Raw genomic sequence first — 23,628 nt, 5'->3', positions numbered from 1 at the left:
AGGAAAGCTCAAGCACACCCAGAAGGTCTTCAGGGCAGTCCACAGGGATCTGATACTCGACGTTTTTGGCATTGGCCGCGCGATGCGCAGCTTCCTGCTTGATATCGGATACAAAGCTCGGCCATGGACCGGATTCAAGCTGATCCAACTGCGGCGTTGCGAATTTTGACATCATCACACCTCAAAAGTTCATTGTTCTGTCCAGCCCAGAGCACAAAGCCAGACATTGATCGAGCAAAATCAAATGCCGCCGGAAACGGTGCAAAGCACGGCAAGTTGCTTGCTCCGTATCCGTGGTTTCCTTTTGCCAGCTTCAGCCCAATATGCCTTCCCCATTGTGTGGGGGAGCAGCATCATTGGGGCGTAGTATTCAAGAACCAAGCCGTTATAATTTATTGTAATAATTGCAATATGTTGTCGTATTCTTCTGTTTATGCCGCGCTTTCTCCGAAAGCGATATTTCATAAATAAGAACGAAATTTCGTTGTTTTTATGTAAATATTGCTGCGCGAGAGCGCTGTTGCTCTTCGTAGGCTAAGGCTGGCTGCGTGATTTGTTCTGGGATGTGGAGGAGAGACTGGTGGGCTAAAAAATATTTTTTCCAGGGGAGGTCGGGAGGCGATATTTTCTCTGCTGGTATCTGACGGGCATATCTGCCCATGCCGCGTATCAGACTAATATTGCAGATTAAAAAAATTCAGGGCAGGGTGGAACAAGCAGGGAACTGTGGAAGAAATATTATTTTTTCTCGACTGGTATCTTATGTTGACAGGAATACCAATTATGGCATGATTCAGCCACCTCAACTGTTTTTTTCGTGCAATTCCCCGGCTTCTGTCGGGGTTTTGCATTTGTTTTGGTTGTCAGCAAAAGGAAATTTTTCAACTGGCTGCGCGCCGGGAAAATAGCAATACACAGTAAGGCCGCACAAATAAAAACCGCGCTTACCGCCCTGATAAAGGACGGCTGCGCGGTTTTATGTCTTTCAGGCCCGAAGCGCGGTGTACAGCGATTGCCCCCACGCTCCGTTGCGGTTGTCAAACGTCAGCTCTTGCGGATGCGCACCTTGTATTTGCGCAGAAAGTCGGCAGGCAGATAGGTCATCTTGGCCTGACGCAAGCCTTCTTCGTCCAGATCCTGCGCCCGGTTGATGTAGGTAAATCCTGCGCCCGCGTTGCGCGAGAATAGGCAGTTGATGGTCTGGTACACGCCCTTGAAGCCGTTGAGTCCTTTTTCGTAATGCACGCCAAGGTTTGCGCCGTCCAGATTCTCGCCCACGCTGAAGGCCACCATCTTGCCGTCCACATAGAGCGAACCGCCCACAAGCCCGGTAAAACAGTTCCAGTGGCTGAGCACACGGTTGATGGCCTCATTCTCGGCCCTGAGCGAAGGCGATTCCTCGCATTCGTGCCACTGGCACCAGTCGTCCTGCACGGCCAGCACGTCTTCAACCATGGCGTCGTCCAGCGTGTGGTAGTCCGGCTGGCCGTAGGTCTTCACATAGCTGTTGAGATGATTTTTCTTTTTGTGAAAGCGGTTGCCCGGCAGTTCCGCCAGTTCTTCCTGTTTGTACAGGTATTCCCACTGGCCGCGATCTTCATCCGCATCCACAAGGCCGGGCAGTTCGCGCTGCCAGATTTCCAGCAGCTTTTCCGGTACGCGAGTGATGTTGTGGGCCTCGGGGTTGAAGCCGCAGGGCAGCAGATCCTTCCACGAAACCGCGTTCCAGTCGCCCACAGGTGCCCAGCACACGGCATAGGGCCGGGTCTGGCGGATCCAGCAGAGGTTGTCCTCAAAGCACCATTCAAGGCCGTAGTAATCCTGCCAGCCCCACAGGTTTGCCAGGGTGTAGTCCAGTGAACGCTGAGGGGTGCGGCCCCACAGTTCGTAATACTGTTGGCGTCCTTCCAGGCTGACAGGGGTAAAGGTCTTGCTCACAATCGTCTCCTCGCGTCTCGATGCGCAAATGCATGACAGTGCGCGGGCGCATGCCAGGGTGCCGCCATTGCGGCCTCTCGGGCGGTATTTACGGGGTTTGCGGCTGACGGCAGCGGCTCATGGCAAAGCGCGTCCAGTCGCTGAAAAGCACCACATAAAGCATGATGCTGGTTTGCAGAATCTGGGATACGAGCATGGCCACAAATACGCCCGAGGCCGTGCCCCAGAGCATGTGACCAAGCAGCCAGCCCAAGGGCAGGCGCACTAGCCAGAAACTGCCGCCAAAAATCATGAGGTTGTACTTGGTGGCACCGGCTCCCGTCATCACGCCGCCCATGACAGTGCTTGCGATGGAAAAGGGCGTGGAGAGCAGGTTATAGGTAAGGTAGCTCACAATTTGCGCTTGCGTGCCCGGCTCCTGCGAGAGCAGGTGGGCCACCTCCTGCCGGAAGGGCCAGAGCAGGGCGGCCATAAAGCTCATGGCCACAGCCGCAAGCGTCACCATATTGAGGGCCACGCGACGGGCCTCGGCGGATTTGCCCGCACCAAGGCTGTTGCCCACCAGCACGGCCACGCTCATGTTGAAGGCCATGCCCGGCAGAAACAGCAGGGCTTCCACCCGCAAACCGGCATTAAGACCGGCCAGCGCGTTGACGCTGTCGGAGGGCAATGACGCCACCAGAACAAACAGCATCATGTAGCCGGACTGCCATACGATCTGCGCCGCGCCTGCGGGCAGGGCCACCTTGAGCAGGTAGGGCAGGCCAGCGCGGAGCCAGCGCAGGGAAGGCAGGGATTTGCGGTTCAGATAGCCGGAGTGCGCCAGCAGCACGCAGTTGCACACAGCGCCAAGATACTGCGCGCCCACATTTGCCCAGATCAGCCCCATATAACCCATGTTGGGCATGCCAAACCAGCCAAGCCCAAGGCCAAGGCAGGCCAGCAGGTTGAACAGGCACACGCCGGAGGCAACCCACAGGGGCGGCAAAACCTGGCGCGTGGCGCGGAACATGACCCCAGTTGACGCATACAGGTACTGCGCGGGCAGGCCAAGCATGCTGGCGGCCCACATTTCGCGGGTTTGCGGCATGATGCTTTCAGGCACCATGAGCACGCGCAGTATGCCGTCGCTGAAGAGGGCGGCTGTCAGGGCCACAAGAAGCCCAAGGCCCATACAGCCGATAACCGTTGTGCCAATATAGCGTTGGGCGCGCATGACTTTAAGCGCGCCCAGCGACTGACTCACGGCCGCCGTAGCGCCGCTTGAAACAGCCATGGCGACCACCATCAGCAGAATGCTGCACTGGTTCACCATGCCCAGCGCCGCCTGAACGTCCGCGCTGATCTGTCCGGCAACCCATACAGCCACAAAGCCCATGAAGAACATAAGGTACATCATGAGCATCTGGGGCCAGGTCAACCGCCAGACCGCGCGGGGGGAAGTGCTCAGGTCGGGCGCGGGCCGGGCCTGCTGCGCGGATGCGCCGCGTAATTGTGTCACATTAATCCATCAGGCAGCGCGCAAGATCCTCAAGGGTTTCGCGGCGGCGGATAAGTTTGGCAGTGCCGTCGCTTTGAATGAGAACTTCAGCGGGGCGACGACGCTGGTTGTAGTTGGAACCCATAGTAAATCCATAAGCTCCGGCGTCAAGTACCCCAAGCACATCTCCCTCGCACATAACGGGCAATTCGCGTTCCTTGGCAAGGATATCGCCGCTTTCACAAATATTGCCCACGATGGTCTGCACCATGTTTTTGCGGGTCTGGGTGTCGGCCCCGTAGATCTCCACATCGTGGAAGGAATCGTACATGGCGGGGCGCACAAGCACGTTGAAACCCAGATTGGTGCCCACGTAGCGCTTGTCACCATTGTTTTTGACGGCAAACACGGTGCCCAGCAGCACGCAGCATTCGGCGGCCACATAGCGGCCCGGTTCCACAAGAAAACGGCCCTTGTAGCCGGATTTTTCAGACCAGCCCGCAATGAGGGCGTGCAGGCGTTCGCCAAGGTCGGCCATGCTCAGGCGGGCCTGCCCCTCGTACTTGTGGTAGGGAATGCCAAAACCGCCCCCAAAGTCGATGACTTCAAGCTTTGCCAGCATGCTGGCGGACAGGCGGTCGGCAAGGTGCAGCAGCACTTTGGCGGCATCAAGGTAGCCGTCGGGCTCCATGAAGAGCGAGCCGATGTGCTGGTTGATGCCAGCCAGCGTGAGGTCGTGCTTTTCAAGCAGGGCAAAAACTTCGTCCAGCTTGTCGGGGGTGACGCCAAATTTGGTGTCCTTGCCCGCGGTGATGACCTTGGCATGGTGGCCTGCGCCAATGCCGGGGTTAAAGCGCACCATGACCTTGCCGCCCTTGTTGATGCGGCCAAGGGTATCAAGCTGCGAGAGGGAATCCACGCTGATAAGCAGCCCGCGCGAAACGGCGTTTTTCAGCTCGGCTTCGGAGTTGTTGTTGGAAATATACAGAATTTCGGCAGGCGTAAAACCGGCCAGCTCGTCCATGTACAGTTCGCCGGGGCTCATGGCGTCCACAACCAGCCCTTCCTCGCGCACTATGCGCAGCAGGGCGGGGGTCGCATTGGCCTTGACAGAATAGTTCACGCCGAAACCGGGGTGTTTGGAAAGCCCCATAAGGTCGCGGCAACGCTGCCGCAGCACGTTCTCATTGTATACATAGAGAGGGGTGCCGAAGGTTTCAGCCAGCTCGCGGGGGGTGTGGCGGCCATAAAAGTTGCATTCGTCGGTGTACGTGGAGCGGATATCGGACATAAAAATACCTCTGAGATACCTCTGAAAGATTGCGTGTGCCGCCCGAACAAGAGCGGGGTTTTCCCGTTGAGAGCAATTGCTGATTATTAGTGTCGCATGGCACTCTGTCAAGCCTGCAAGCGGCTGTTACGGCGGAGTGACAGCCGTGTCGCGTCAGGGCGGGATGCAACTGCGGCGGTTGCATTTTTACCGCAATGGCACGCAAAAGATCAAAGCCCGCAAACCCGCGCTGGCAGGGGGATTGAAGGCATTAACGGCAACGTTGCAGATTGACAGAAGGCCCCCGGCGTGTTTTGCTTGCACTTTACAATCGGGCGTTATTCTTTTCGCGGGCGGGTTTCTGCCCTGGCAGCTTCTGCCGACAATGCGGCACACTGCCGCAGACCGCCCACACACACTGCAATGGAGTAGTTATGCCTATTAAAAAAGGCGATACGGTGCGCGCACATTACACGGGTACCCTTGACGATGGCACGGTGTTCGACTCTTCGCGTGAGCGCGAACCCCTGGAATTCGTAATGGGCAAGGGTATGCTGATCCCGGGTTTTGAATCCGCCGTTGACGGCCACGAAGCGGGCGAAACCGTTACCGTGACCATTGCGCCTGATGATGCCTACGGCGAGGCTGATCCCGAACTGGTGTTCACCGTTCCCCGCGCCCAGGTGCCCGACCATATTCCCCTGAACGTGGGCGTGCCCTTGCAGCTCTCCAATGAGCAGGGCCAGATGGACGTGACCATCACCGAAGTTGGCTCGGACGAAATTACCCTTGACGCCAACCACCCCCTCGCTGGCAAGACGCTGACGTTTGAAATCGAAATCGTGAGCGTGAACTAAAGCGGTTTCTGGTTCGCGCTTCCGGTTGTGCCTCTGCCTTTGCCTTGTTGGTCGTGCGATTGATTCTGCATGGTCGGCTTTGTGCGGCGGCGGGCAACTCCAGGGCGCGTTCCGGTAGAGTATACTGTTCCGGGCCTGGCCTTCATGGTCAGGCCTGGAAATCATGGCTTTGGCGCGGGCGTCTGCACGGCGTCCGCAAGGCCTCTGCACCAGCCCCCCTTGTCCGCGTGCGCCAGGGCAGCACGGGCGCGGGCGTTTTGCGGTTTGCATGCAGCGGCATGAATCCAACCGCCATAAGCGGGAATATCGGCACCCCCAACACTGCGTCAGCCCTGAACGCGAGGTTCGTCCATGAGCAGCAAATCCGCCAGACAAAGCGCCATTGAGGCCATCACCACTTACAAACCCGAAGCGGCCCCCCTGAATTTCGTGGACACCAAACCCACCGATATTTTCGGGTGCAACGTGTTCAATGACCGCATCATGCGCGAACGCCTGCCCAAGAGCGTGTACAAGGCGCTGCGCAAAACCATTGAATTCGGCGAACGCATGGACCCCGCCATCGCCGATACCGTTGCCGCAGTCATGAAAGACTGGGCCATTGAAAAGGGTGCCACTCACTTTACCCACATTTTTTATCCCCTCACCGGGCAGACTGCCGAAAAGCACGACAGCTTCCTGATGCCTGACGGCTCTGGCGGCGTGATCGCCGAATTTTCCGGCTCCATGCTTATTCGCGGCGAACCTGACGCTTCGTCCTTCCCCTCCGGCGGCCTGCGTTCCACCTTTGAGGCGCGCGGCTACACCGCATGGGATGTGACCAGTCCCGCCTACATCATGGAGAACCCCAACGGCACCTTCCTGTGCATCCCCACCATGTTCCTTTCGTGGACGGGTGTTGCCCTGGACAAAAAAACGCCCATGCTGCGTTCCGGCCAGGCCCTGAACCGCGAGGCTCACCGCGTGCTGGCGCTCTTTGGCGAAGATACGCCCCTGCCCATTGTTTCCTACGCCGGGCTTGAGCAGGAATACTTCTGCATTGACCACAACTTCAATTTTGCGCGTCCCGACCTCCAGATCGCCGGACGTTCCCTGTTTGGCGCGCGTCCGGCCAAGGGGCAGGAATTCAGCGACCAGTACTTTGGCGTTATCCCCCAGCGTGTGCTTTCGTACATGATGGAAGTGGAGCGCGAGCTGTACAAGCTGGGCGTGCCCGTGCGCACCCGCCACAACGAAGTGGCCCCCAGCCAGTACGAAATTGCGCCCCTCTTTGAGGTGAGCAACCTTGCGGTTGACCACAACCACATCATCATGGCCAAGCTGCGCAACGTGGCAAAGCGCTACGGCCTCAAGTGCCTGCTGCACGAAAAACCCTTTGCGGGCGTGAACGGCTCGGGCAAGCACCTGAACTATTCCATCGGCAATGCGGAGCTGGGCACCCTGTTTGATCCCGGCGAAACCCCGCATGCCAACGCCAAGTTCCTGGTGTTCTGCGCCGCCATGATCCGCGCCGTGCACAAGTTTGGCGGCCTGCTGCGCGCAACCGTCGCCAGCGCCAGCAACGATCACCGTCTGGGTGCCAACGAGGCTCCGCCGGCCATCATGTCCATCTTCCTGGGCGATCAGCTGACGGAAGTGTTTGAAGCCTTCCGCGCCGGACGCGTTGAAAACGCCGCCGGTGGCCGCACGGGCCGCGCCCTCAATCTGGGCGTGGATACGCTGCCACCGCTGCCCGCCGATCCCGGCGACCGCAACCGCACAAGCCCCGTGGCCTTTACAGGCAACAGGTTTGAGTTCCGCGCGCTTGGCTCCAGCCAGTCTGCGGCGGGTTCCATCACAGCGCTCAACACCATGATGGCCGATTCGCTGGGCTTCGCAGCCGACTGGCTTGAAAAGGAACTGGCCCAGGGCAAGACCTTCAATCAGGCTCTGGAATCCTTTATCAGCCATGTCATTGACGAGCACAGCGCCGTTATCTTCAACGGCGATGGCTACTCCGAAGTGTGGCACAAGGAAGCCGAGCGCCGTGGCCTGCCCAACCTGCGCACCACCCCCGAGGCTCTGGCCGAACTGACCAAGCCCGAAGTGGTCAGCCTTTACGAAAAGGCTGGCGTGCTCAACAGGGCCGAGCTCAAGGCGCGGCAGGAAATCTATCTTGAGCAGTACTGCAAAACAGTGCGCACCGAGGCCAATCTGGTTATCCGCATGGCCAATACCATCATTTACCCTGCGGGCATGCGCTATCAGGGTGAACTGGCCGCCACGGCAGCCAATATGCGCGCCATCGGCAAGGATCCCAAAACTATGACCCTGGCCGAAATCACTTCAAATCTGCGCCTCATGCAGGATGCCTGCGGCCAGCTTGAAGAAGTGTTGACCAAGGCGGACAGCCTGGGCTACGGCTTTGAAGCTGCCCTCAGCTATCGCGAATATGTGCTGCCCCGCATGGTTGAAGTGCGCCGCTACGCGGACATGCTTGAAGTGCGCGTGGCTGACGACCTGTGGGCGCTGCCCAATTATCAGGAAATTCTGTTCGGCAAGTAGGCCTGTACGGCAGGGGAGGGCAAAGCCGCTCCGGGCGCGCCCTCCCGCTTGCCATAGCTGATGCTGTAACGGAAATTTACTGAAAAACCACCCTGCGTTGTTGACAGCCTGCGGCTGGATGCGTAGTGTGTCTTGAAACATAAGGAACTAGGCATTTATATGAACGTTTTCTCCAACACCATTTCTAACAGCTTCAAAGGCTGGTGGTGGCGCATCCAACTGCGTGGGGGAGACGTGCGGGCTTAATAGTTCCGGTACGTTGGCATTGTCGTAAGTAGACGCCGTCTCCCCAAAGGAGGCGGCGTTTTTTTGTTTTTCAGGCACAAAAACCCAAAGGATGCGCCAGATGAAAGAGAACGGTGATGCGCAGCATATGCTGACGCTGCAACAAACCGCCCGCTGGTTGCCAGCGGATATGGACACGCCCATCAGCCTGTTCATGGGCATGGTCGGGGCCGGTAACGGCATCTTGCTTGAAAGCGCCGAGGTGGATGGTCGCTGGGGGCGTTACAGCATTCTGGCCTGCGATGCGGCTTTGTTCATCTCCTGCCGCGATGGCAAGCTTGCGCTGGACATCCGCAACGACAGCCTCGCGCCCCTGGCACGCTTTGAGGGCAAACCCTTTGTGGACGGCCTGCGGGCGCTCATGGCCGCACTGACCATAGATGGCCCGGCCAACATCACAAACCTGCCGCCCATTACCCGCGCTCTTTACGGGTATCTTGGCTTTGGCATGGCGGGTCTGTTCAACCCCAAGCTGGCCCCGGTCATGCCGCAGAGCGAGGCCGACTGCCTGCTCATGCTGCCGTCAACCGTGCTGGTGTTCGACCATCTGTATAACCGGCTCTGCCAGGTGAGCCTGGGTGAACACCGCGCGCTGCAAAGCTCGCGTGAATCGCTGGAAGCCCGCGCCACGGGGCAGGCCGGTGGGGTGCGCATCAATCCCGACAATGTCTGCGCTGAACCCGGCGAGGAAGGCTACAAGGATTACGTGCGCCGCATCAAGGAGATGCTGCGCCAGGGCGAGGCCATTCAGGTTGTGCCTTCCGTGCGGTTTTCCACGCCTTTTGAGGGCAATCCCTTTGAACTGTACCGCCGCATGCGCCGGTTCAACGCTTCGCCCTACATGTTCTACATGCGCTTTCCCGAGCTGACGCTTTTCGGCTCTTCGCCCGAGGTCATGGTGCGTTGCACGGCGGGGCATTTGCAGCTTTCGCCCATCGCAGGCACGCGCAAACGCGGTGCGGACGACCTTGAAGACGCCGCCCTTGCCGCCGAATTGCGCGACGACCCCAAGGAACGCGCCGAGCATGTCATGCTGGTAGATCTTGGCCGCAACGATCTTGGCCGCGTGGCCCAGCCCGGGTCGGTCAATCTGGAACGCTACATGGAAGTTGAGCGCTACTCCCACGTCATGCACCTCACCAGCCGGGTCAGCGCCCGGCTTGAGGAAGGGCTGGACGCGCTGGACGTGCTGGCGGCCACCTTCCCGGCGGGTACGGTTTCGGGCGCGCCCAAGGTGCGGGCCATGGAAATCATCCGCGAGGTGGAAGGCCGCGCGCGTGGCCCCTACGCGGGCTGCATCGGCTGGCTTGGTCTGGACAAGGACAGCGTGAACCTTGATACAGGCATCACCATCCGCAGCATGTGGATGCGTGACGGCAAGCTCTTCTGGCAGGCGGGCGGAGGCATCGTGCATGACTCCGATCCCGATCTGGAATGGAAGGAAGTGTGCAACAAATCAGCCATCATGCGCCTGGCCCTGCGTGCGGAGGACGAAGAATATGTTTCTGCTCATCGATAATTACGACTCCTTTACCTACAATCTTGTGCAGGCTTTTTACGCCTTGGGCCACAAGCCCGTGGTGCTGCGCAACGATGACCCTGCCGTGCTGGACATGGCGGTGAACCCCGAACTTTCCATGGTCTGCATTTCGCCCGGGCCGGGGCATCCCGCCGATGCGGGGCTGTGCCCCGAATTCCTCAAGCGCCTCAGCCCGCGCATTCCCGTACTGGGCGTGTGCCTTGGACATCAGCTTTTGGGGCTGCATGCCGGGGCCAAGGTTGAGGTCGGCCCGTGCATCATGCACGGCAAGCAGTCAGAAATCGTGCACGATGGCACGGGCATGTTTCTGGGCCTGCCCAACCCCATGCGCGTGGGCCGCTACCATTCCCTTGTGGTGCGCGCCGATGAAGACGCGGAAAACCCGCGTTTTACGGTCACTGCCCGCGCTCCCGAAGGCGAAGTTATGGCCCTGCGCTACAACGACCGACCGTGGGTTGGCGTGCAGTTCCATCCCGAGTCCGTGCTTACGCCGGACGGCCTGCGGCTGCTGGGCAACTTCCCGCAGAGCATCCTCGGCACAGGCGCGGAAACCTCCGATTTCTCCGGTATTCTGGAGCGTCTGGCCCGCAAGGAAGACCTCTCCGCCGAAATGGCGGCGGCGGGTTTTGCGGCCCTCATGGACGGCAAGATGACCCCGGCGCAGGCGGGCGGCTTTCTCATGGGGCTGCGCATGAAGGGCGAGAGCGCCCTTGAACTGGCCCACGCCACGCGCGCTGCACTGGCCCGCGCCGTGCGCGTGGACGGCATTTCGGGAACAACCATCGATGTGGTGGGCACCGGCGGCGACGGGCGTCATTCCTTCAACTGCTCCACGGCTTCATCTCTGACACTGGCAGGCATGGGCTACAGGGTGGTCAAGCACGGCAACCGGGCGGTTTCGTCCAAGTGCGGCAGCGCGGATGCTCTGGAAGCACTTGGCATCACGCTGGAAAAAGACCCCGCCTCTGTGGCCGAGATGGTCAAAAAGCGCAATTTTGCCTTTATCTTTGCCCCATACTTCCATCCCTCCTTTGCCAATATCGGCCCTGTGCGCAAAGAGATGGGAGTGCGCACCCTGTTCAACATTCTTGGCCCCATGATCAACCCGGCGCGGCCCAGCCACCTGCTCATGGGCGTGGCGCGGCCCGAGCTGGTGGAGCTGGTGGCCGAAACTCTCATGCAGTCGCCCCTGCACCGCGCTGCCGTCGTTTGCGGCTCTGGCAACTATGACGAGGTAACGCCCATCGGCCCCACCAAGATGGCTTTGCTGCACAATGGCAAGGTGACGCCCATGATGCTCGACCCGCAGGAATTCGGCATAGCCTCCTGCGCCGTGGAAGACCTGGCCGTGAGCGGCAAGGAAGAAGCCGTGGCCGTGCTTAAGGATATTCTCAACGGGCATGGGCCGCGCGCCATGATGGACATGGTGGTGCTCAACGTGGGGCTTGCCATCTATCTGCTGGAAGAAAAGATGGATATGGCCCTGTGCATGGCCCGCGCCCGCGAGGCCGTGAGCGCCGGTGTGGGCAGGAAGGTGCTCAATGCTGCTTGAGCGTTTTCGCAAAGCCAAGGAGGCTGAGGTCGAGGCCCTGCGAGCGCTGGAAGCTCAGGGCGCTCTGCCAGCGGTGTATGAAGGGCAGCGGCCAGATTTTGCAGCGGCCTTAACCCTCCGCGCGCCCGGCTGCCCCCTGGCTGTGGTGGCGGAGTACAAGCGGGCCTCGCCTTCGCGCGGCGTGATCTGCGAGAGTCTGGCTGTGGAAGATGTGGCGCGCCAGTATGCCGCCGCTGGGGCCAGCGCAGTATCGGTGCTGACGGAAGAGACGTTTTTTCGCGGGCGGCTGGAATATCTGGCCTGCGCCGCCGACCCGGCGCTCTACAGTGGGCCGCGTGTGCCCCTGCTGCGCAAGGATTTTATTTTTGATCCTTTGCAGGTGCGGGCCACGGCGGCCACGCCAGCCTCGGCCCTGTTGCTCATCGTGCGGCTGACGCCGGATGCCGCGACCTTGCGGGCCCTGCGTGAACAGGCGGAGAGCTACGGTATTCAGGCGGTGGTGGAAATATTTGATGCGGAAGATCTGCGCCTTGCCCGCGAGAGCGGGGCGCGCATCATACAGGTCAATGCCCGCGATCTGGAAAGCCTGACCATTGACCGCGATGCCTGCCTGAAATTGATACAGGCCTGCCCGCCAGCCAATGGCGAACTGTGGATTGCAGCCAGCGGCATGAGCAGCGCGGAGCATCTACGGGCAGCGGCAGCTGCGGGGTATCATGCCGCCCTTGTGGGCAGCGCCCTGATGGAAGGCGGCGCACCGGGCGAGGCCTTGGCGGCCCTGCTGGGAGCCACAGCCAAAACTGAGGGAGATTGCACATGCTGATCAAGTTCTGCGGCCTCACACGGCAAGGGGATGTTGACCATGCGGCCAGCCTTGGTGCTGCCATGTGCGGTTTTATCTTTCATCCCCGCAGCCCGCGCGGCGTGACCGTTGCGCAGGCTGCAGCCTTGGACAGTGGCTCCATGCTGCGGGTAGGCGTTTTTGTGAACCAGGGTTCGGACGAAATCCGGCGCATCATGGACGAGGCCCGGCTTGACTACGCGCAACTGCACGGTCACCAGAGTGTGGAATGCGCCCGCGCCATCGGCGCGGAGCGCGTCATTCGGGTGCTCTGGCCCGACCGTTACACCCACCGCGCTTTGTTGTACAATGATTTACAACGCAATGCCGAAGCCTGCGCCTATTACCTGCTTGACGCGGGCTTGAAAGGTGGCGGCAGCGGGCACAAGCTGGACTGGTCTGATCTGGCCAGCCTGCGCCCGGCGCATCCCTGGCTGCTTGCCGGGGGATTGAGCGCAGCCAATGTGGCAATGGCCGTAGGCATGTGCGCGCCTGCCGGGGTGGATTTCAATTCCGGCGTGGAAGACGCGCCGGGGTGTAAAAACAGGGAAAAAATGGCGGCTGCATTTATGGCCGCAAACTCCAAAGGCAATGGGTATTCACTATGAAAGACAGTTACTTTGGTGAGTTCGGCGGCTGCTTTGTTCCCGAACTGCTTATGCCGCCCCTTATGGAAGTGGAAGCGGCCATGCGCGACATTTATCCCACCGATAAGTTTCAGGCAGAGCTGAAAGACCTGCTGTTCAATTATGCCGGGCGCGAAACGCCGCTGACCTATTGCCCCACGCTTTCGGGCGAGCTGGGTTTTGACTTGTGGCTCAAGCGCGAAGATCTGCTGCACACAGGTGCTCACAAGGTCAACAACACCCTTGGGCAGGCCCTGCTTGCCAAGTACATGGGCAAAACAGCCCTGGTGGCGGAAACCGGCGCGGGCCAGCACGGCGTTGCCACGGCGGCGGCCGCCGCCAGGCTGGGCATGGAATGCACCATCTATATGGGCGCGGAAGACGTGGTGCGTCAGGCCCCCAACGTCATGCGCATGAAGCTGCTGGGCGCTACCGTGCATGCGGTGGAAAGCGGCACCCGTACCCTCAAGGACGCCATCAACGAAGCCTTGCGTGCCTGGATCGGCAGCCAGAAAACAACCCACTACTGCTTTGGCACCGCTGCCGGGCCGCACCCCTTCCCCAAGCTGGTGCGCATGCTGCAAAGCGTCATTGGCCGCGAAACCCGCGCCCAGATGCTGGAAAGAACCGGGCGGCTGCCTGATGCCGTGGTGGCTTGCGTGGGCGGCGGCTCCAACGCCATAGGCATGTTCCATCCCTTTGTGGATGACGCCAGCGTGCGCATCATCGGCGTGGAGGCGGCAGGCACGGGCGAGACGGGCTGCTTCAATTCCGCCCCGTTGAATCTTGGCACCCCCGGCGTGCTGCACGGTGCGTACAGCATGCTGCTGCAAAACGAAGACGGTCAGGTTGAACCCTCGCACTCCATTTCTGCCGGACTGGATTATCCCGGTGTGGGGCCGGAACATTCGTGGCTGCAAAAAATCGGGCGCGTCCATTACGGCATGGTCAAGGACGCCAACGCGCTCAACGCCTTCCAGCGCCTGTGCCGCGCAGAGGGCATCCTGCCCGCGCTTGAATCTTCACACGCTCTTGCCTGGGTGCTCGACCACTCGCAGGAATTCAAAAAGGGCGATCAGGTGGTGGTGAACCTGTCTGGTCGCGGCGACAAGGATCTGGGCATTGTCAACAAGGCGCTGGGCTTTGCGGCGCAGGGCCAGGAAGAGGTGTAGTCATGAATATTCTTGAACAGAAAATCCGCGATGCCAAGGCCGCCGGTCGCCCGGCACTGATTCCCTTTTTGACGGCGGGCTTTCCCGATCAGTCCACCTTCTGGCCCACGCTGATGGAACTGGACGAAGGCGACGCGGATATCATCGAAATCGGTGTGCCTTTTTCCGACCCTGTGGCAGATGGCCCGGTGGTGGAAGAAGCCTCACGCCGCGCCCTGAGCGATGGCGTAAGCCTGCGCGGCATTCTGCAAGAACTCATTGAACGCAAGGGGCTTATTCAGGCTGGCGTGGTGCTCATGGGCTACCTGAATCCTTTTCTGCAATATGGTTATGAAAAGCTGGCGCGGGATGCCGCGCGCGGAGGCGTGCACGGCTTTATCGTGCCGGATCTGCCCTACGAAGAAGCCGGGCCGTTGCGTGAAGCCCTGAAAAAAGAAGGCATTGCCCTTATCCCCCTGGTTGGCCCCAATACCAGCGCGGAGCGCATGGCCCTCTACGACAGCGTGGGCGAAGGCTATGTGTACGTGGTTTCGGTCATGGGCATTACCGGTGAACGCAACGATCTTGCGCCTCAGGTGGCGGTGACAATGCGTCGTGCGCGTTCTGCTTTCAAGTTGCCGCTGGCGCTTGGCTTTGGCCTGCGCGAGCCTTCCCAACTTGAGGCTCTATCGCCTGATGCGCGGCCCGACGCCGTTGTTTTCGGCAGCGCCCTGCTCAAGCATATTGATGCGGGCAACAGCGCCGCCGAATTTCTGGCCCGTTGGAAGTAGCTGGGAATAAAGCTGTTTTTATCATCTTATGCTCAAAATAAGGGCGCTTTTCCGCAGGGGAGAGCGCTCTTGTTATTTGCATTGAAATTTATTTTCAAAAACATGATCCAATTCTCTTGACTTTGAAATTCGTTTTCAATTAAAAGAAGGGCACAGAGCAACAACACCCGCGCAAGATTGAGCAGTGCGGCAAAAGAAGGAGGATCATATGTGCGTAACCCTGATAGGCGGCATGGACCGACTGAAAAAAGATTACATGGCAGCGGCGGAGCAGGACGGGCATTCCCTGAAGTTCATTACCCGCAACGAGCGCAACTTTGTGGACAAAATCGGCAACCCCGATGCCATGATCGTGTTCACCAACAAAATTTCGCACGAAGCCAAACGCAAGGCCGTGCAGGTGGCGCGCTCACGCAACATCCCTCTGCAAATGGTCCATTCGTGCGGCGTGTCTTCCCTGCGTGAATGCCTCAAGGGCGCATAGGCTTCTGAAGGAGCGTTCTCTAATGCAGAACTGCCAGCCCGGTGACGGGATGGGAAGCCGCTGACCAATGTCGGCGGCTTCCTTTTTTTGCAGGCACTGTGAGCAATAGTCTCTGCGAGGGAAAGTCTGTGCGAGGAAATCTGGCCAGGAGAGCTTGGCCGGGAGAGTTTGGAAAGTTCGCGGACGTTTTGCCCCTGGCCGATCGGGTTGGAGTAAAGTTGCGGAAAATTAATATCCATCGCTTGACATTTGGTGGGCAGGTAGCTAAATCAATCAGGACTTTGGAATTGAATTTCAATTTTTTGAGCAGCGTCTTGCAGACGACCCTTCGGCAGGATCGAAAAAGGGTCAGGTAAGGCAAGCCGTATAGCGGCAAGGCTGCTGGCAGGAAGGCTGGTATGAACAAATTTTTGTTCGCGGTAATGGCTGGGATGTCGCAAGTGCGGCGTCAGTCTGTTTATAGCATGGGGAGGTTCGTGCATGAGCGCGGTTCGGCAGTTTAATAATCCCGATGATGCCAATTTCAACGCTGATGGAAAGCTGCGGATAGCTCTTGCTGGCAATCCCAACTGCGGTAAAACAACAGTTTTCAACGGCTACACTGGCGCGCGCCAGCATGTGGGCAACTATCCCGGCGTCACGGTTGACAGAAAAGAAGGACACATCACCGTGGGCGGCAAGCAGGTTACTGTGGTTGACCTGCCCGGCACCTATTCGCTGACCGCCTATTCCATGGAAGAATTGGTGGCGCGCCGCGAGTTGGCGGCTGGCAATGTGCAGGCCGTTATTGACGTTGTGGACTCCTCGGCCCTTGAGCGCAACATGCTGCTTACCGTGCAGATGCTCGAAATGGGCATCCCTGTGGTGCTTGGCTGCAACATGATGGACGAAGCCCGCGCCGCAGGCATCCATATAGATATGGAGCGCCTTAGTGAACTGCTGGGCATCCCCGTGCTGCCCATGGTGGCCCGCTCTGGCGAAGGCCTGGATGAAGCCATGGCTGTTGCCATAAAGCTGGCGCAGGCGGGCAAGGCCAATGCCCTGCGTATTTCTTACGGCAGCGATATTGACCCTGTGCTGCTGGATATGGAAAAGCGCATTGAAGACAGTGGGCTGTTTGCAAAAAAGTATATGCCTCACTGGGTTGCCCTCAAGATGCTTGAAGGCGACAGTGAAATCTTGAGCGAGGTTCGCGCCGCCAACGCCGCCTTGGCCGAAGAGCTTGAGGGAATGCGCAAAAAGGCTGCCGCTCATGTGCGCAGCACGCTCAACGCCAATCTTGAATCCATCATCACCGATTACCGTTACGGCTTTATCCGCAGCCTGCTGCGCGACGGCATCGTGACCCAGGATGCCGGCAAGGACCGTCTGGCCCTTTCCGACAAGCTGGACAAGGTGCTCACCAACGCCTTTCTTGGACCGCTGATCATGATCGGCGTGCTCTACCTTATGTTTCAGGTGACGTTTACTTTGGGTGATTACCCCAAAGGCTGGGTTGAAGACGGCTTCAAATGGCTGGGCGATACCTGCACAATGCTGCTGCCCGAGGGCTTTGCCCAGTCGCTTATTGTGGACGGCATCATCGCGGGTGTTGGCGGCGTGGTCAGCTTTGTGCCGCTCATCCTCATCATGTTTGCGCTCATCTCCTTTATGGAAGACAGCGGCTACATGGCCCGCGTGGCCTACATGATGGACCGCATTTTCCGCTTTTTCGGCCTGCACGGCGCATCGGTCATGCCCTACATCATCGCTGGCGGTATTGCGGGCGGTTGCGCCATCCCCGGCGTCATGGCAACCCGTACCCTGCGCAGTCCCAAGGAAAAACTGGCAACACTGCTGACGCTGCCTTATATGACCTGCGGCGCAAAGCTGCCCGTGTTCCTGCTGCTGGCCGGGGCATTCTTTCCTGACAGCGCCCCCACCGTCATGTTTCTTATCATGATAACCGGTTGGGTCATGGCTCTGCTGGTGGCGCGCCTGCTGCGCTCTTCCATCGTCAAGGGCGAGGCCACTCCCTTTGTTATGGAGCTGCCCCCGTACCGCATGCCTACTCTCATGAGCCTTTTGCTGCACTGCTGGGAACGCGCCTGGATGTACCTCAAGAAGGCCGGTACCGTGCTGGTGGCCATTTCCATCCTGATCTGGGCCGCCATGACCTTCCCCGGTCTGCCGGAAGACAAGTCCGCTCCTTTTGACGCCCAGATCGCCCAGCTTGAGGAAAAGATCGCGGCTATCCCTGAAGGTGACGAAGCCCGCGCCCCCATTGAAGAAGAGCTCGGCAACGTGCGCAACGAACTTAAGGAAGAAGCCTTGGCCTTCTCCGTGGCTGGCCGTCTTGGCAAGGCCGTGGAACCCGCCACGCGCCCCATGGGCTTTGACTGGCGCACCGACATAGCCCTGCTGGCCGGTGTGGCCGCCAAGGAAGCTGTTGTGGCCACCATGGGCACTGCCTACGCCATGGGCGACCAGGATCCCGAAGACGCCGCCCCCCTGGCGGAGCGCCTCAAGGGTGATGAAGCATGGTCAAAGGCCACCGCGCTTTCCCTGATGCTCTTCGTACTGCTGTATTCCCCCTGCTTTGTGGCCTTGGTGGTCATTCGGCAAGAGGCTGGCAGCTGGGGCTGGGTGGCGTTCAGCATTGTGTTCAACACGGCCTTGGCTTTTGCTGTAGCCACAGCCGCCTACCAGATAGGACGCACTGTCTGGGGGTAGCAATTCTGCCTGATTTCTGATTCCCCTCCTTGATGCCTGTGCCGCCTGCCTTGACAAAGGTCTGGCGGCACAGGCATTATCTGCTGGCGCACATTTGCAGGCCTTTACCGAGGGGTTCAGCAATGCTCAATCGGCTTTTTGCAAGTATAATCCTTATGGTTCTGGCTGTGTCCCCCGCTGCTGCGGCTACAACGTGGAATGCGTATGTGGTAAGAGTGGAAGACGGCAATACCATTTCAGTCAGCACCAAGAAAGACAGTGAAGAACCAGAGAAGGTGCTGGTTTTTTACGGCATTGAAGCTCCCAGTCTCAGGCAGCCTTACGGGCCTCAAGCGCTGGCCTATTTGCAGCGCATGATGCCCAAAGGGGCCAAAGTGGACGTTGAAGACGTGGGGCAGCTCGAAGCTGGCCCCATTACCGCGCTTGTGCAGGTGGGCGGCGATTCCGTCAACTACAAGCTGGTGATGGAAGGTCTGGCCTGGGTGGACAGGCAGAAGTGCAGGGCTATTTTTTGCCGCCGCTGGCTTATTCAGGAACATCAGGCGGTATTGGACAGGCGTGGCATTTGGGGGCTGAACATTGGCACCCCCCCCTGGCAATGGACCCGCTGACACGCCGCCGTAACCCATAAAAGGAGCGCGTATGGAAGTTACAGGTTCCGAAGAACTGCGTAAGTTTCTTGATTCCTGGCAGGATGACCCGCTTAACATCAAGAAATCTTTTACGGAATACATGGATTTTCTGGCCGCGCACAGCAATATTTCCTTTACTTTCAAGGCCCGGCCCGGCGTAAGTTATTCCCTGCGGGCGCGCCACAGCGTACAGACCGAACGTGTACTCTTTGTGCTGCTGGATGTGGTGGATGATGAACCGGCAAGCCGCTGGCTTTCCATTTGTTTTTATGACGAAATGGTTTCTGACCCCGGCGAAAAGGGCGACTTTGTGCCCGGTGGCCTCATGGGCGAAGACGCCCGTTGCTTTAACCTCGAGGACGACGATGCCGTCATGCGCGACTATATCAAGGCGCGTTTGGCCGAAGCCGCCCATAAAGCCGCAAAAGAGTAAGTGTGGTTTCTACAGATTTGAGCCGTAGTGTAGCTATCGATTTTGAAACTTCCGGCTACTCGGCCCACAGCGCTTGCGCCGTGGGCCTTGCTCGTATTGAGCAGGGCAGCGTGACCGATGTTTTTTACAGTCTCATCAGGCCGCCGTCTTCGCGGGCAATGTTTACCGAAATCCACGGTTTGACCTGGCCCATGCTGAAAGATGCACCCACTTTTGCCGAACTGTGGCCGCAGATGGATGCCTTTCTTGAGGGGGCGGGCAGCCTGCTTGCGCACAATGCCTCCTTTGACAGGCGCGTGCTTGCCGCAAGCTGCCACGCCGTGGGAGTGCAGGAACCCCGTGCGCCTTTTTTGTGCACGCTCAAAGGCTCCCGCCGCAGTTTGCCGCTTGCCTCCAAAAAGCTCAGCAGCGTGAGCGCCTACTTTGGAATAGCGCTGAACCACCACCATGCCGGTTCGGATGCGGAGGCCTGCGCCCGCATCTACTTGCAGTTGCGCGCTCTGGGCGTCACCGATGCCCAGATGAAACTGTAAGCCGCATTTCGTCCATTCCCGCCAGCTTGACCCCGCCCGGATTTTCGGGCGGGTTTTTTGTTTCTTGCGCTTGCGCGCGGGCCTGACGGAGCGCCATGGCGTCCGTCAAAATACCGCCATCTGTCCTATTTATGGTTTTTAACATCCATGAATTACATGATTTTTATGCTATGGAACGCTTGTTGCTAAAGGCTTGGCAAGCAGATTTCCGTGAACCACGGGGGTACGTAGTATGAAATCAATGTTCAATATGCAGATTGGCCTTGTGGGCAAGGTCATGGATATGCAGTTGCAGCGGCAGAACGTCATCTCTGGCAATATTGCCAACGTGGAGACGCCCAACTACAAGCCGCGCGAACTGTCTTTTGAAAAAGAACTGCAATCGGCCCTTGGGCTTGATGCAAGAGGGGAGATGACCCGTACGGAATCTTCCCATATGCCCACGGCTTTCAGGCCTGATTCTTTTGGGCCGGAATGGGATATGGCGGTCAAACCCCGTGTTGTTCACGGCGAAGACCGCGTCAATATTGATAAAGAAATGGCCAAGCACGCCAAAAACCAGTTGCAGTACACAGCGCTTACCCAGGTGATGACCAAGTCTTTTGAAGGACTGAACACCATCATCCAGGATGGCAAGCAGTCCTGATTTTTGCACGCCGCCGCGCCGCTTCCATACGCGGCATAAAAATCCCGGCAGCGGACAGTGTAGGAGGAAGCCATGGACTTCATGACGGCATTTGATATCAGCGCGTCCGGCCTTGCAGCCGACCGCACCCGCATCAACACCATTTCGATGAACCTTGCCAACGCCAAGACAACGCGCACGCCCCAGGGCGGGCCGTACCGTCGGCGCAGCGTGGTGCAGCAAACGGCTGATGTGGATGATCCTTTTTCCATCCACATGCGTTCGGCCCTCGACAGGGCGGTGCAGGGCGTGCGTGTTTCTGCCGTGACCATGGACAACCGGCCCTTCAAGCGGGTGTATGAACCAGGCAACCCTGACGCCAATGCGGAAGGCTACGTCATGTACCCCGATATCAACGTGGTTGAAGAAATGGCCAACCTCATGACTGCCCAGCGCAACTACGAGGCCAACGTCACCACGGTGGATGCCGTCAAGGGCATGTTTATCAAGGCGTTGGATATTGGCCGCTAGGGTCAGTTACTAAATAATTCTTTTGGCCGATCACTGCGTCATCCAGCATTTTTTACTCCAGTCATGGACAGAAAGCGTCCACTCCTGTCGTAAAAAACACTGTTTTCCTTGTCATCGGCGCAAAATCTTTTATTTAGAAGCAGCCCCTAAGGCATGACCACGGTTGCAGCATAAAAAAGATTTTTTTGGAGCGCGGAGGTTGTTATGAGCATTCAGGCAGTTGGTATGCGGGCGTACAGCGAGGCAGTGCAGAATTTCAGCAAGGTGCAGAGCAGCCTGCAGCAGGGCGGCTCCATCGGTGGCCAGACCCAGTTTGCCAAAACTCTTGACCAGAGCCTTTTGCGCGACAGCGTTGACCGGGGCGAAGATTTTGGCGCTCAGGCAGATTTTATCAAATATCCCACGCAGGCGCACACGCCGGTGACGCCGCAGAACAGCTTTTCCGGCACCATCAAAAGTTCGCTCAACAAGGTTAACGAACTGGACAACTTTAAAAATACGGCTATCGAAGATTTCGCCGCAGGCCGCACCCAGAATGTGCATGAACTCATGATCACCATGCAGAAATCCAGCATGGCCATGAAGCTGACCTCTGCCGTGCGCGGCAAGGTGCTTGAGGCCTACAAGGAAATTTCCCGCATGCAGTTCTAGGGCAACTGCATGAGCTGCTGTTCGCCAGCGGGGCGCGGAGCGTTTATCTACGTTGCGATACGCCCAGGCAGGTGCATTTTACAAATTCCAGATTTTCCTTTCCGCGCGTGATACTCCTGAACGCCGAATCCCCCACTGGCCGTGCCGCGGGGGATTCGGCGTTTTTTGCGCAGCGTCACAAATTTGAACGAACCAGTGATGTGTTCTAAAAAATATGTAATTACAGTATGTTAAAAAGTGGCATGGCAATTGCTTTGGCTGAGCATATGCCCGGCCAACGTGCCGGAATTATGCCACGTCTTCGCAGGAGCAACCATATGCCGGCTTTCCTTATGCAACTTGTCAATTCCATCAAGGCAGTCTGGGCCAGAATGAGCGTCGCGCAGCGCGTGATGGTTCTGGGTGGATTTGTCTTCATCAGCTCTGCGGCCATTGGCCTTTCTGTCTGGGCATCGCGGCCCGACTTCAAGGTGCTGTATTCCAACCTCAGCGCCGAAGACGCCAGCGTTGTCATCAAGTCGCTCCAGGCAGACAAGGTCATGTACCAGCTGACGGACAACGGGAAAACAATTCTTGTTCCCAAGGAAGCTGTGTACGATGAGCGCATCAAGATCGCGGGCGAAGGTGGTCTTGTGGGGCAGGGCATTGGTTTTGAAATTTTTGACAAGGTCAAGGTCGGGCAAACCGATTTTGTACAGAAAATAAACTACACCCGCGCCTTGCAGGGTGAACTTTCGCGTACCATCAGCGAGTTCCCCAATGTGGAAAGCGCGCGCGTGCATCTGGTTATACCGCACCGCAGCCTGTTTGTGGAAGAACGCCAGTCGCCCTCGGCCTCGGTTGTGCTCAAGCTCAAGCGGCCCAATCTCAAGCCCGACCAGAAAGAAATCAACGCCATCCTCAACATGATGCTCATGGCTGTTGAAGGGTTGGATAAAACGCACGTTTCCATTTCAGACAATGGCGGCAAGGTGCTGTATCAGCCGGAATCAGACAGCCTCGCCGGTGCCAGCACCACCCAGATGGAGCACCGCCAGCAGGTGCAACGTAACCTTGAACGCCGCATTGAAGAAATGTTGCAACCCATGTTTGGCCCTGGCCGTGTCATCGCCAAGGTCAACGTGGATATGGATTTCAGCCAGCGCACCATCCGCCGCGAGCTGTTTGACCCCGAAAAAACCGCGGTGCGTAGCGAGCAGCGCAGTGAAGAAACCAATCAGGGTCGCTCGAATCTTGAGGGCGGGTCGCCGGACGCCAATTTCCGTGGCGATGGCATAACCGGATCTGTTTCACAGCAGAACGGCAGCCGCGAAACCCGCACCACCAACTACGAAATCAACAAGGAAGAGCAGCAAATCGTATCCAATGTGGGCGATTTAAAGCGCATGACGGTTGCAGTCCTTATCGATGGGACGTATGAAAAGACCAGCGGAGCGTGGACATTTGTGCCGCGCAAGGCCGATGACCTTGAGCGTGTGCGCCAGCTTGTTACCAATGCCGTGGGTCTGGACAAGGCCCGTGGTGATGCTCTGGAAGTAAGCTCCGCTCCGTTTACGGATTCCGAGCCGCCCAAGGATCCCAATTTTGCCGAAATGCTGGCCGATTATGCCGAACGGCTGGGCAAGCCCCTGCTCAACGCGCTGCTGGCCTTTTTGTTCCTCATGCTTGTGGTGCGGCCCGTGGTTCTGGCCCTCATCCGGCCCAAGGTTGAAGCCGGTGAAATGATTGAAGGGCTTGAAGGTCTGCCCGCAGCCGAAGAACAGCTGGCCCTGTATGAGGCCCTTGAAGAGGCCTCCAAGGCAGATGACGAGATCGCCGCAGACGAAGAAGACGATGAACTGGTTTTCAAAGATATTGAAGCCTTGAAGTCGCACATTTTCACCCTTTCTGATAATCATATGGAGCAGGTGGTGATGCTGGTGCGCGGCTGGATGAAAAATGATGAAACAGCTACCGCCTAAAGTGAACGACCGTCAGTTGACGGAAAGCAGCTCGACGCTCTCGCAGCTCAAGGCCTTGCGCCTTGCGCAAAAGGAAAGCAACCAGCGCGTTGAGGAATTGAAAATGCGGCTCTTCCACATTACCGAGCAGCATATGGATCAGGCCGTGCGTCTTATCAAGCGCTGGCTTGCAGACAAGGAATAAGCAACCC

The 23,628-nt window shown here is 58.3% G+C and carries 21 protein-coding genes and 1 pseudogene; 18 read left to right on the top strand and 4 right to left on the bottom strand.

Going from position 1 to position 23,628, the window contains the following annotated elements; translation table 11 throughout:
• The 4 genes and pseudogenes from QZ383_RS12895 to lysA form a co-directional block, all read right to left on the bottom strand.
• Positions 1-172, bottom strand: a pseudogene (locus tag QZ383_RS12895) (sulfite reductase, dissimilatory-type subunit alpha); the annotation flags it as partial.
• Between the two features lie 872 nt (positions 173-1,044).
• Positions 1,045-1,938: a phosphatidylglycerol lysyltransferase domain-containing protein gene (locus QZ383_RS12890; protein ID WP_192112039.1), complete on the bottom strand. Its 894-nt coding sequence runs from the start codon at positions 1,936-1,938 to the stop codon at positions 1,045-1,047.
• Positions 1,939-2,026: 88 nt separating this feature from the next.
• Positions 2,027-3,439 carry an MATE family efflux transporter gene (locus QZ383_RS12885; protein ID WP_291446003.1) on the bottom strand — a complete coding sequence of 471 codons (1,413 nt, stop codon included), beginning with the start codon at positions 3,437-3,439 and terminating at the stop codon, positions 2,027-2,029.
• Position 3,440: 1 nt separating this feature from the next.
• Positions 3,441-4,709 carry a diaminopimelate decarboxylase gene (gene lysA, locus QZ383_RS12880; protein WP_291446002.1) on the bottom strand — a complete coding sequence of 423 codons (1,269 nt, stop codon included), beginning with the start codon at positions 4,707-4,709 and terminating at the stop codon, positions 3,441-3,443.
• Positions 4,710-5,122: 413 nt separating this feature from the next.
• Here lysA and QZ383_RS12875 point away from each other — a divergent pair, with 413 nt between their 5' ends.
• From QZ383_RS12875 to QZ383_RS12790, 18 genes are all read left to right on the top strand, one after another.
• Positions 5,123-5,545, top strand: coding sequence for a peptidylprolyl isomerase (locus QZ383_RS12875; RefSeq protein WP_291446000.1), 423 nt, complete (start codon positions 5,123-5,125; stop codon positions 5,543-5,545).
• A gap of 351 nt (positions 5,546-5,896) precedes the next feature.
• Positions 5,897-8,089 carry a glutamine synthetase III gene (locus tag QZ383_RS12870; RefSeq protein WP_291445999.1) on the top strand — a complete coding sequence of 731 codons (2,193 nt, stop codon included), beginning with the start codon at positions 5,897-5,899 and terminating at the stop codon, positions 8,087-8,089.
• A 346-nt stretch (positions 8,090-8,435) separates the two neighbouring features.
• A complete protein-coding gene (locus QZ383_RS12865) occupies positions 8,436-9,893 on the top strand; it encodes an anthranilate synthase component I family protein (RefSeq protein WP_291445998.1) in 1,458 nt (485 codons plus the stop codon).
• Positions 9,874-11,466 (top strand): anthranilate phosphoribosyltransferase, encoded by a 1,593-nt coding sequence (gene trpD / locus QZ383_RS12860; RefSeq protein ID WP_291445996.1) that lies wholly within the window; start codon positions 9,874-9,876, stop codon positions 11,464-11,466. The genes QZ383_RS12865 and trpD overlap by 20 nt, the downstream gene beginning before the upstream one ends.
• Positions 11,456-12,289: an indole-3-glycerol-phosphate synthase gene (locus QZ383_RS12855; RefSeq protein ID WP_291445994.1), complete on the top strand. Its 834-nt coding sequence runs from the start codon at positions 11,456-11,458 to the stop codon at positions 12,287-12,289. The genes trpD and QZ383_RS12855 overlap by 11 nt, the downstream gene beginning before the upstream one ends.
• Entirely contained in the window at positions 12,283-12,915 is a 633-nt protein-coding gene (locus QZ383_RS12850; RefSeq protein WP_291445992.1) for a phosphoribosylanthranilate isomerase, read from the top strand. Before QZ383_RS12855 ends, QZ383_RS12850 begins: the two co-directional genes overlap by 7 nt.
• On the top strand, positions 12,912-14,105 hold the full coding sequence (gene trpB, locus QZ383_RS12845) for a tryptophan synthase subunit beta (protein WP_291445990.1): 1,194 nt from the start codon (positions 12,912-12,914) through the stop codon (positions 14,103-14,105). The genes QZ383_RS12850 and trpB overlap by 4 nt, the downstream gene beginning before the upstream one ends.
• Positions 14,106-14,107: 2 nt before the next feature.
• Entirely contained in the window at positions 14,108-14,875 is a 768-nt protein-coding gene (gene trpA / locus QZ383_RS12840; RefSeq protein WP_291445989.1) for a tryptophan synthase subunit alpha, read from the top strand.
• Positions 14,876-15,083: 208 nt separating this feature from the next.
• Positions 15,084-15,359, top strand: coding sequence for a DUF2325 domain-containing protein (locus QZ383_RS12835; RefSeq protein ID WP_022659208.1), 276 nt, complete (start codon positions 15,084-15,086; stop codon positions 15,357-15,359).
• A 480-nt stretch (positions 15,360-15,839) separates the two neighbouring features.
• Positions 15,840-18,071: a ferrous iron transport protein B gene (feoB, locus tag QZ383_RS12830; protein ID WP_291445987.1), complete on the top strand. Its 2,232-nt coding sequence runs from the start codon at positions 15,840-15,842 to the stop codon at positions 18,069-18,071.
• Positions 18,072-18,193: 122 nt separating this feature from the next.
• Positions 18,194-18,682, top strand: a complete 489-nt coding sequence (locus tag QZ383_RS12825) for a thermonuclease family protein (RefSeq protein ID WP_291445985.1) — start codon at positions 18,194-18,196, stop codon at positions 18,680-18,682.
• A 31-nt stretch (positions 18,683-18,713) separates the two neighbouring features.
• A complete protein-coding gene (locus QZ383_RS12820; RefSeq protein ID WP_022659212.1) occupies positions 18,714-19,136 on the top strand; it encodes a hypothetical protein in 423 nt (140 codons plus the stop codon).
• A 2-nt stretch (positions 19,137-19,138) separates the two neighbouring features.
• Positions 19,139-19,669, top strand: a complete 531-nt coding sequence (locus tag QZ383_RS12815) for a 3'-5' exonuclease (protein WP_291445983.1) — start codon at positions 19,139-19,141, stop codon at positions 19,667-19,669.
• A 232-nt stretch (positions 19,670-19,901) separates the two neighbouring features.
• Positions 19,902-20,315 carry a flagellar basal body rod protein FlgB gene (gene flgB / locus QZ383_RS12810; RefSeq protein WP_291445982.1) on the top strand — a complete coding sequence of 138 codons (414 nt, stop codon included), beginning with the start codon at positions 19,902-19,904 and terminating at the stop codon, positions 20,313-20,315.
• 72 nt (positions 20,316-20,387) lie between these two features.
• Positions 20,388-20,825: a flagellar basal body rod protein FlgC gene (gene flgC, locus QZ383_RS12805; RefSeq protein WP_240824572.1), complete on the top strand. Its 438-nt coding sequence runs from the start codon at positions 20,388-20,390 to the stop codon at positions 20,823-20,825.
• A gap of 204 nt (positions 20,826-21,029) precedes the next feature.
• Positions 21,030-21,476 carry a flagellar hook-basal body complex protein FliE gene (gene fliE / locus QZ383_RS12800; RefSeq protein ID WP_365861982.1) on the top strand — a complete coding sequence of 149 codons (447 nt, stop codon included), beginning with the start codon at positions 21,030-21,032 and terminating at the stop codon, positions 21,474-21,476.
• Positions 21,477-21,793: 317 nt separating this feature from the next.
• Complete coding sequence (fliF, locus tag QZ383_RS12795) at positions 21,794-23,437, top strand: flagellar basal-body MS-ring/collar protein FliF (RefSeq protein WP_291445979.1); 1,644 nt, start codon at positions 21,794-21,796, stop codon at positions 23,435-23,437.
• A complete protein-coding gene (locus QZ383_RS12790; protein ID WP_291445978.1) occupies positions 23,415-23,621 on the top strand; it encodes a flagellar M-ring protein FliF in 207 nt (68 codons plus the stop codon). The genes fliF and QZ383_RS12790 overlap by 23 nt, the downstream gene beginning before the upstream one ends.
• The last annotated feature ends 7 nt before the right edge of the window (positions 23,622-23,628 follow it).

This window comes from Desulfovibrio sp. (assembly GCF_019422935.1).
Lineage (GTDB): Bacteria > Desulfobacterota > Desulfovibrionia > Desulfovibrionales > Desulfovibrionaceae > Desulfovibrio.
Note: the sequence above shows the minus strand (reverse complement) of the source record. Positions and strands in the feature narration are given on the sequence as shown.

Coding starts and splice junctions, on each gene's coding strand:
- QZ383_RS12790 (WP_291445978.1), top strand. CDS start 23,415: ATGATGAAACAGCTACCGCCTAAAGTGAACGACCGTCAGTTGACGGAA.
- QZ383_RS12850 (WP_291445992.1), top strand. CDS start 12,283: ATGCTGATCAAGTTCTGCGGCCTCACACGGCAAGGGGATGTTGACCAT.
- flgB (WP_291445982.1), top strand. CDS start 19,902: ATGAAATCAATGTTCAATATGCAGATTGGCCTTGTGGGCAAGGTCATG.
- QZ383_RS12855 (WP_291445994.1), top strand. CDS start 11,456: ATGCTGCTTGAGCGTTTTCGCAAAGCCAAGGAGGCTGAGGTCGAGGCC.
- QZ383_RS12825 (WP_291445985.1), top strand. CDS start 18,194: ATGCTCAATCGGCTTTTTGCAAGTATAATCCTTATGGTTCTGGCTGTG.
- QZ383_RS12865 (WP_291445998.1), top strand. CDS start 8,436: ATGAAAGAGAACGGTGATGCGCAGCATATGCTGACGCTGCAACAAACC.
- flgC (WP_240824572.1), top strand. CDS start 20,388: ATGGACTTCATGACGGCATTTGATATCAGCGCGTCCGGCCTTGCAGCC.
- trpB (WP_291445990.1), top strand. CDS start 12,912: ATGAAAGACAGTTACTTTGGTGAGTTCGGCGGCTGCTTTGTTCCCGAA.
- trpA (WP_291445989.1), top strand. CDS start 14,108: ATGAATATTCTTGAACAGAAAATCCGCGATGCCAAGGCCGCCGGTCGC.
- trpD (WP_291445996.1), top strand. CDS start 9,874: ATGTTTCTGCTCATCGATAATTACGACTCCTTTACCTACAATCTTGTG.
- feoB (WP_291445987.1), top strand. CDS start 15,840: ATGAGCGCGGTTCGGCAGTTTAATAATCCCGATGATGCCAATTTCAAC.
- QZ383_RS12870 (WP_291445999.1), top strand. CDS start 5,897: ATGAGCAGCAAATCCGCCAGACAAAGCGCCATTGAGGCCATCACCACT.
- QZ383_RS12820 (WP_022659212.1), top strand. CDS start 18,714: ATGGAAGTTACAGGTTCCGAAGAACTGCGTAAGTTTCTTGATTCCTGG.
- QZ383_RS12835 (WP_022659208.1), top strand. CDS start 15,084: ATGTGCGTAACCCTGATAGGCGGCATGGACCGACTGAAAAAAGATTAC.
- QZ383_RS12875 (WP_291446000.1), top strand. CDS start 5,123: ATGCCTATTAAAAAAGGCGATACGGTGCGCGCACATTACACGGGTACC.
- fliE (WP_365861982.1), top strand. CDS start 21,030: ATGAGCATTCAGGCAGTTGGTATGCGGGCGTACAGCGAGGCAGTGCAG.
- fliF (WP_291445979.1), top strand. CDS start 21,794: ATGCCGGCTTTCCTTATGCAACTTGTCAATTCCATCAAGGCAGTCTGG.
- lysA (WP_291446002.1), bottom strand. CDS start 4,709: ATGTCCGATATCCGCTCCACGTACACCGACGAATGCAACTTTTATGGC.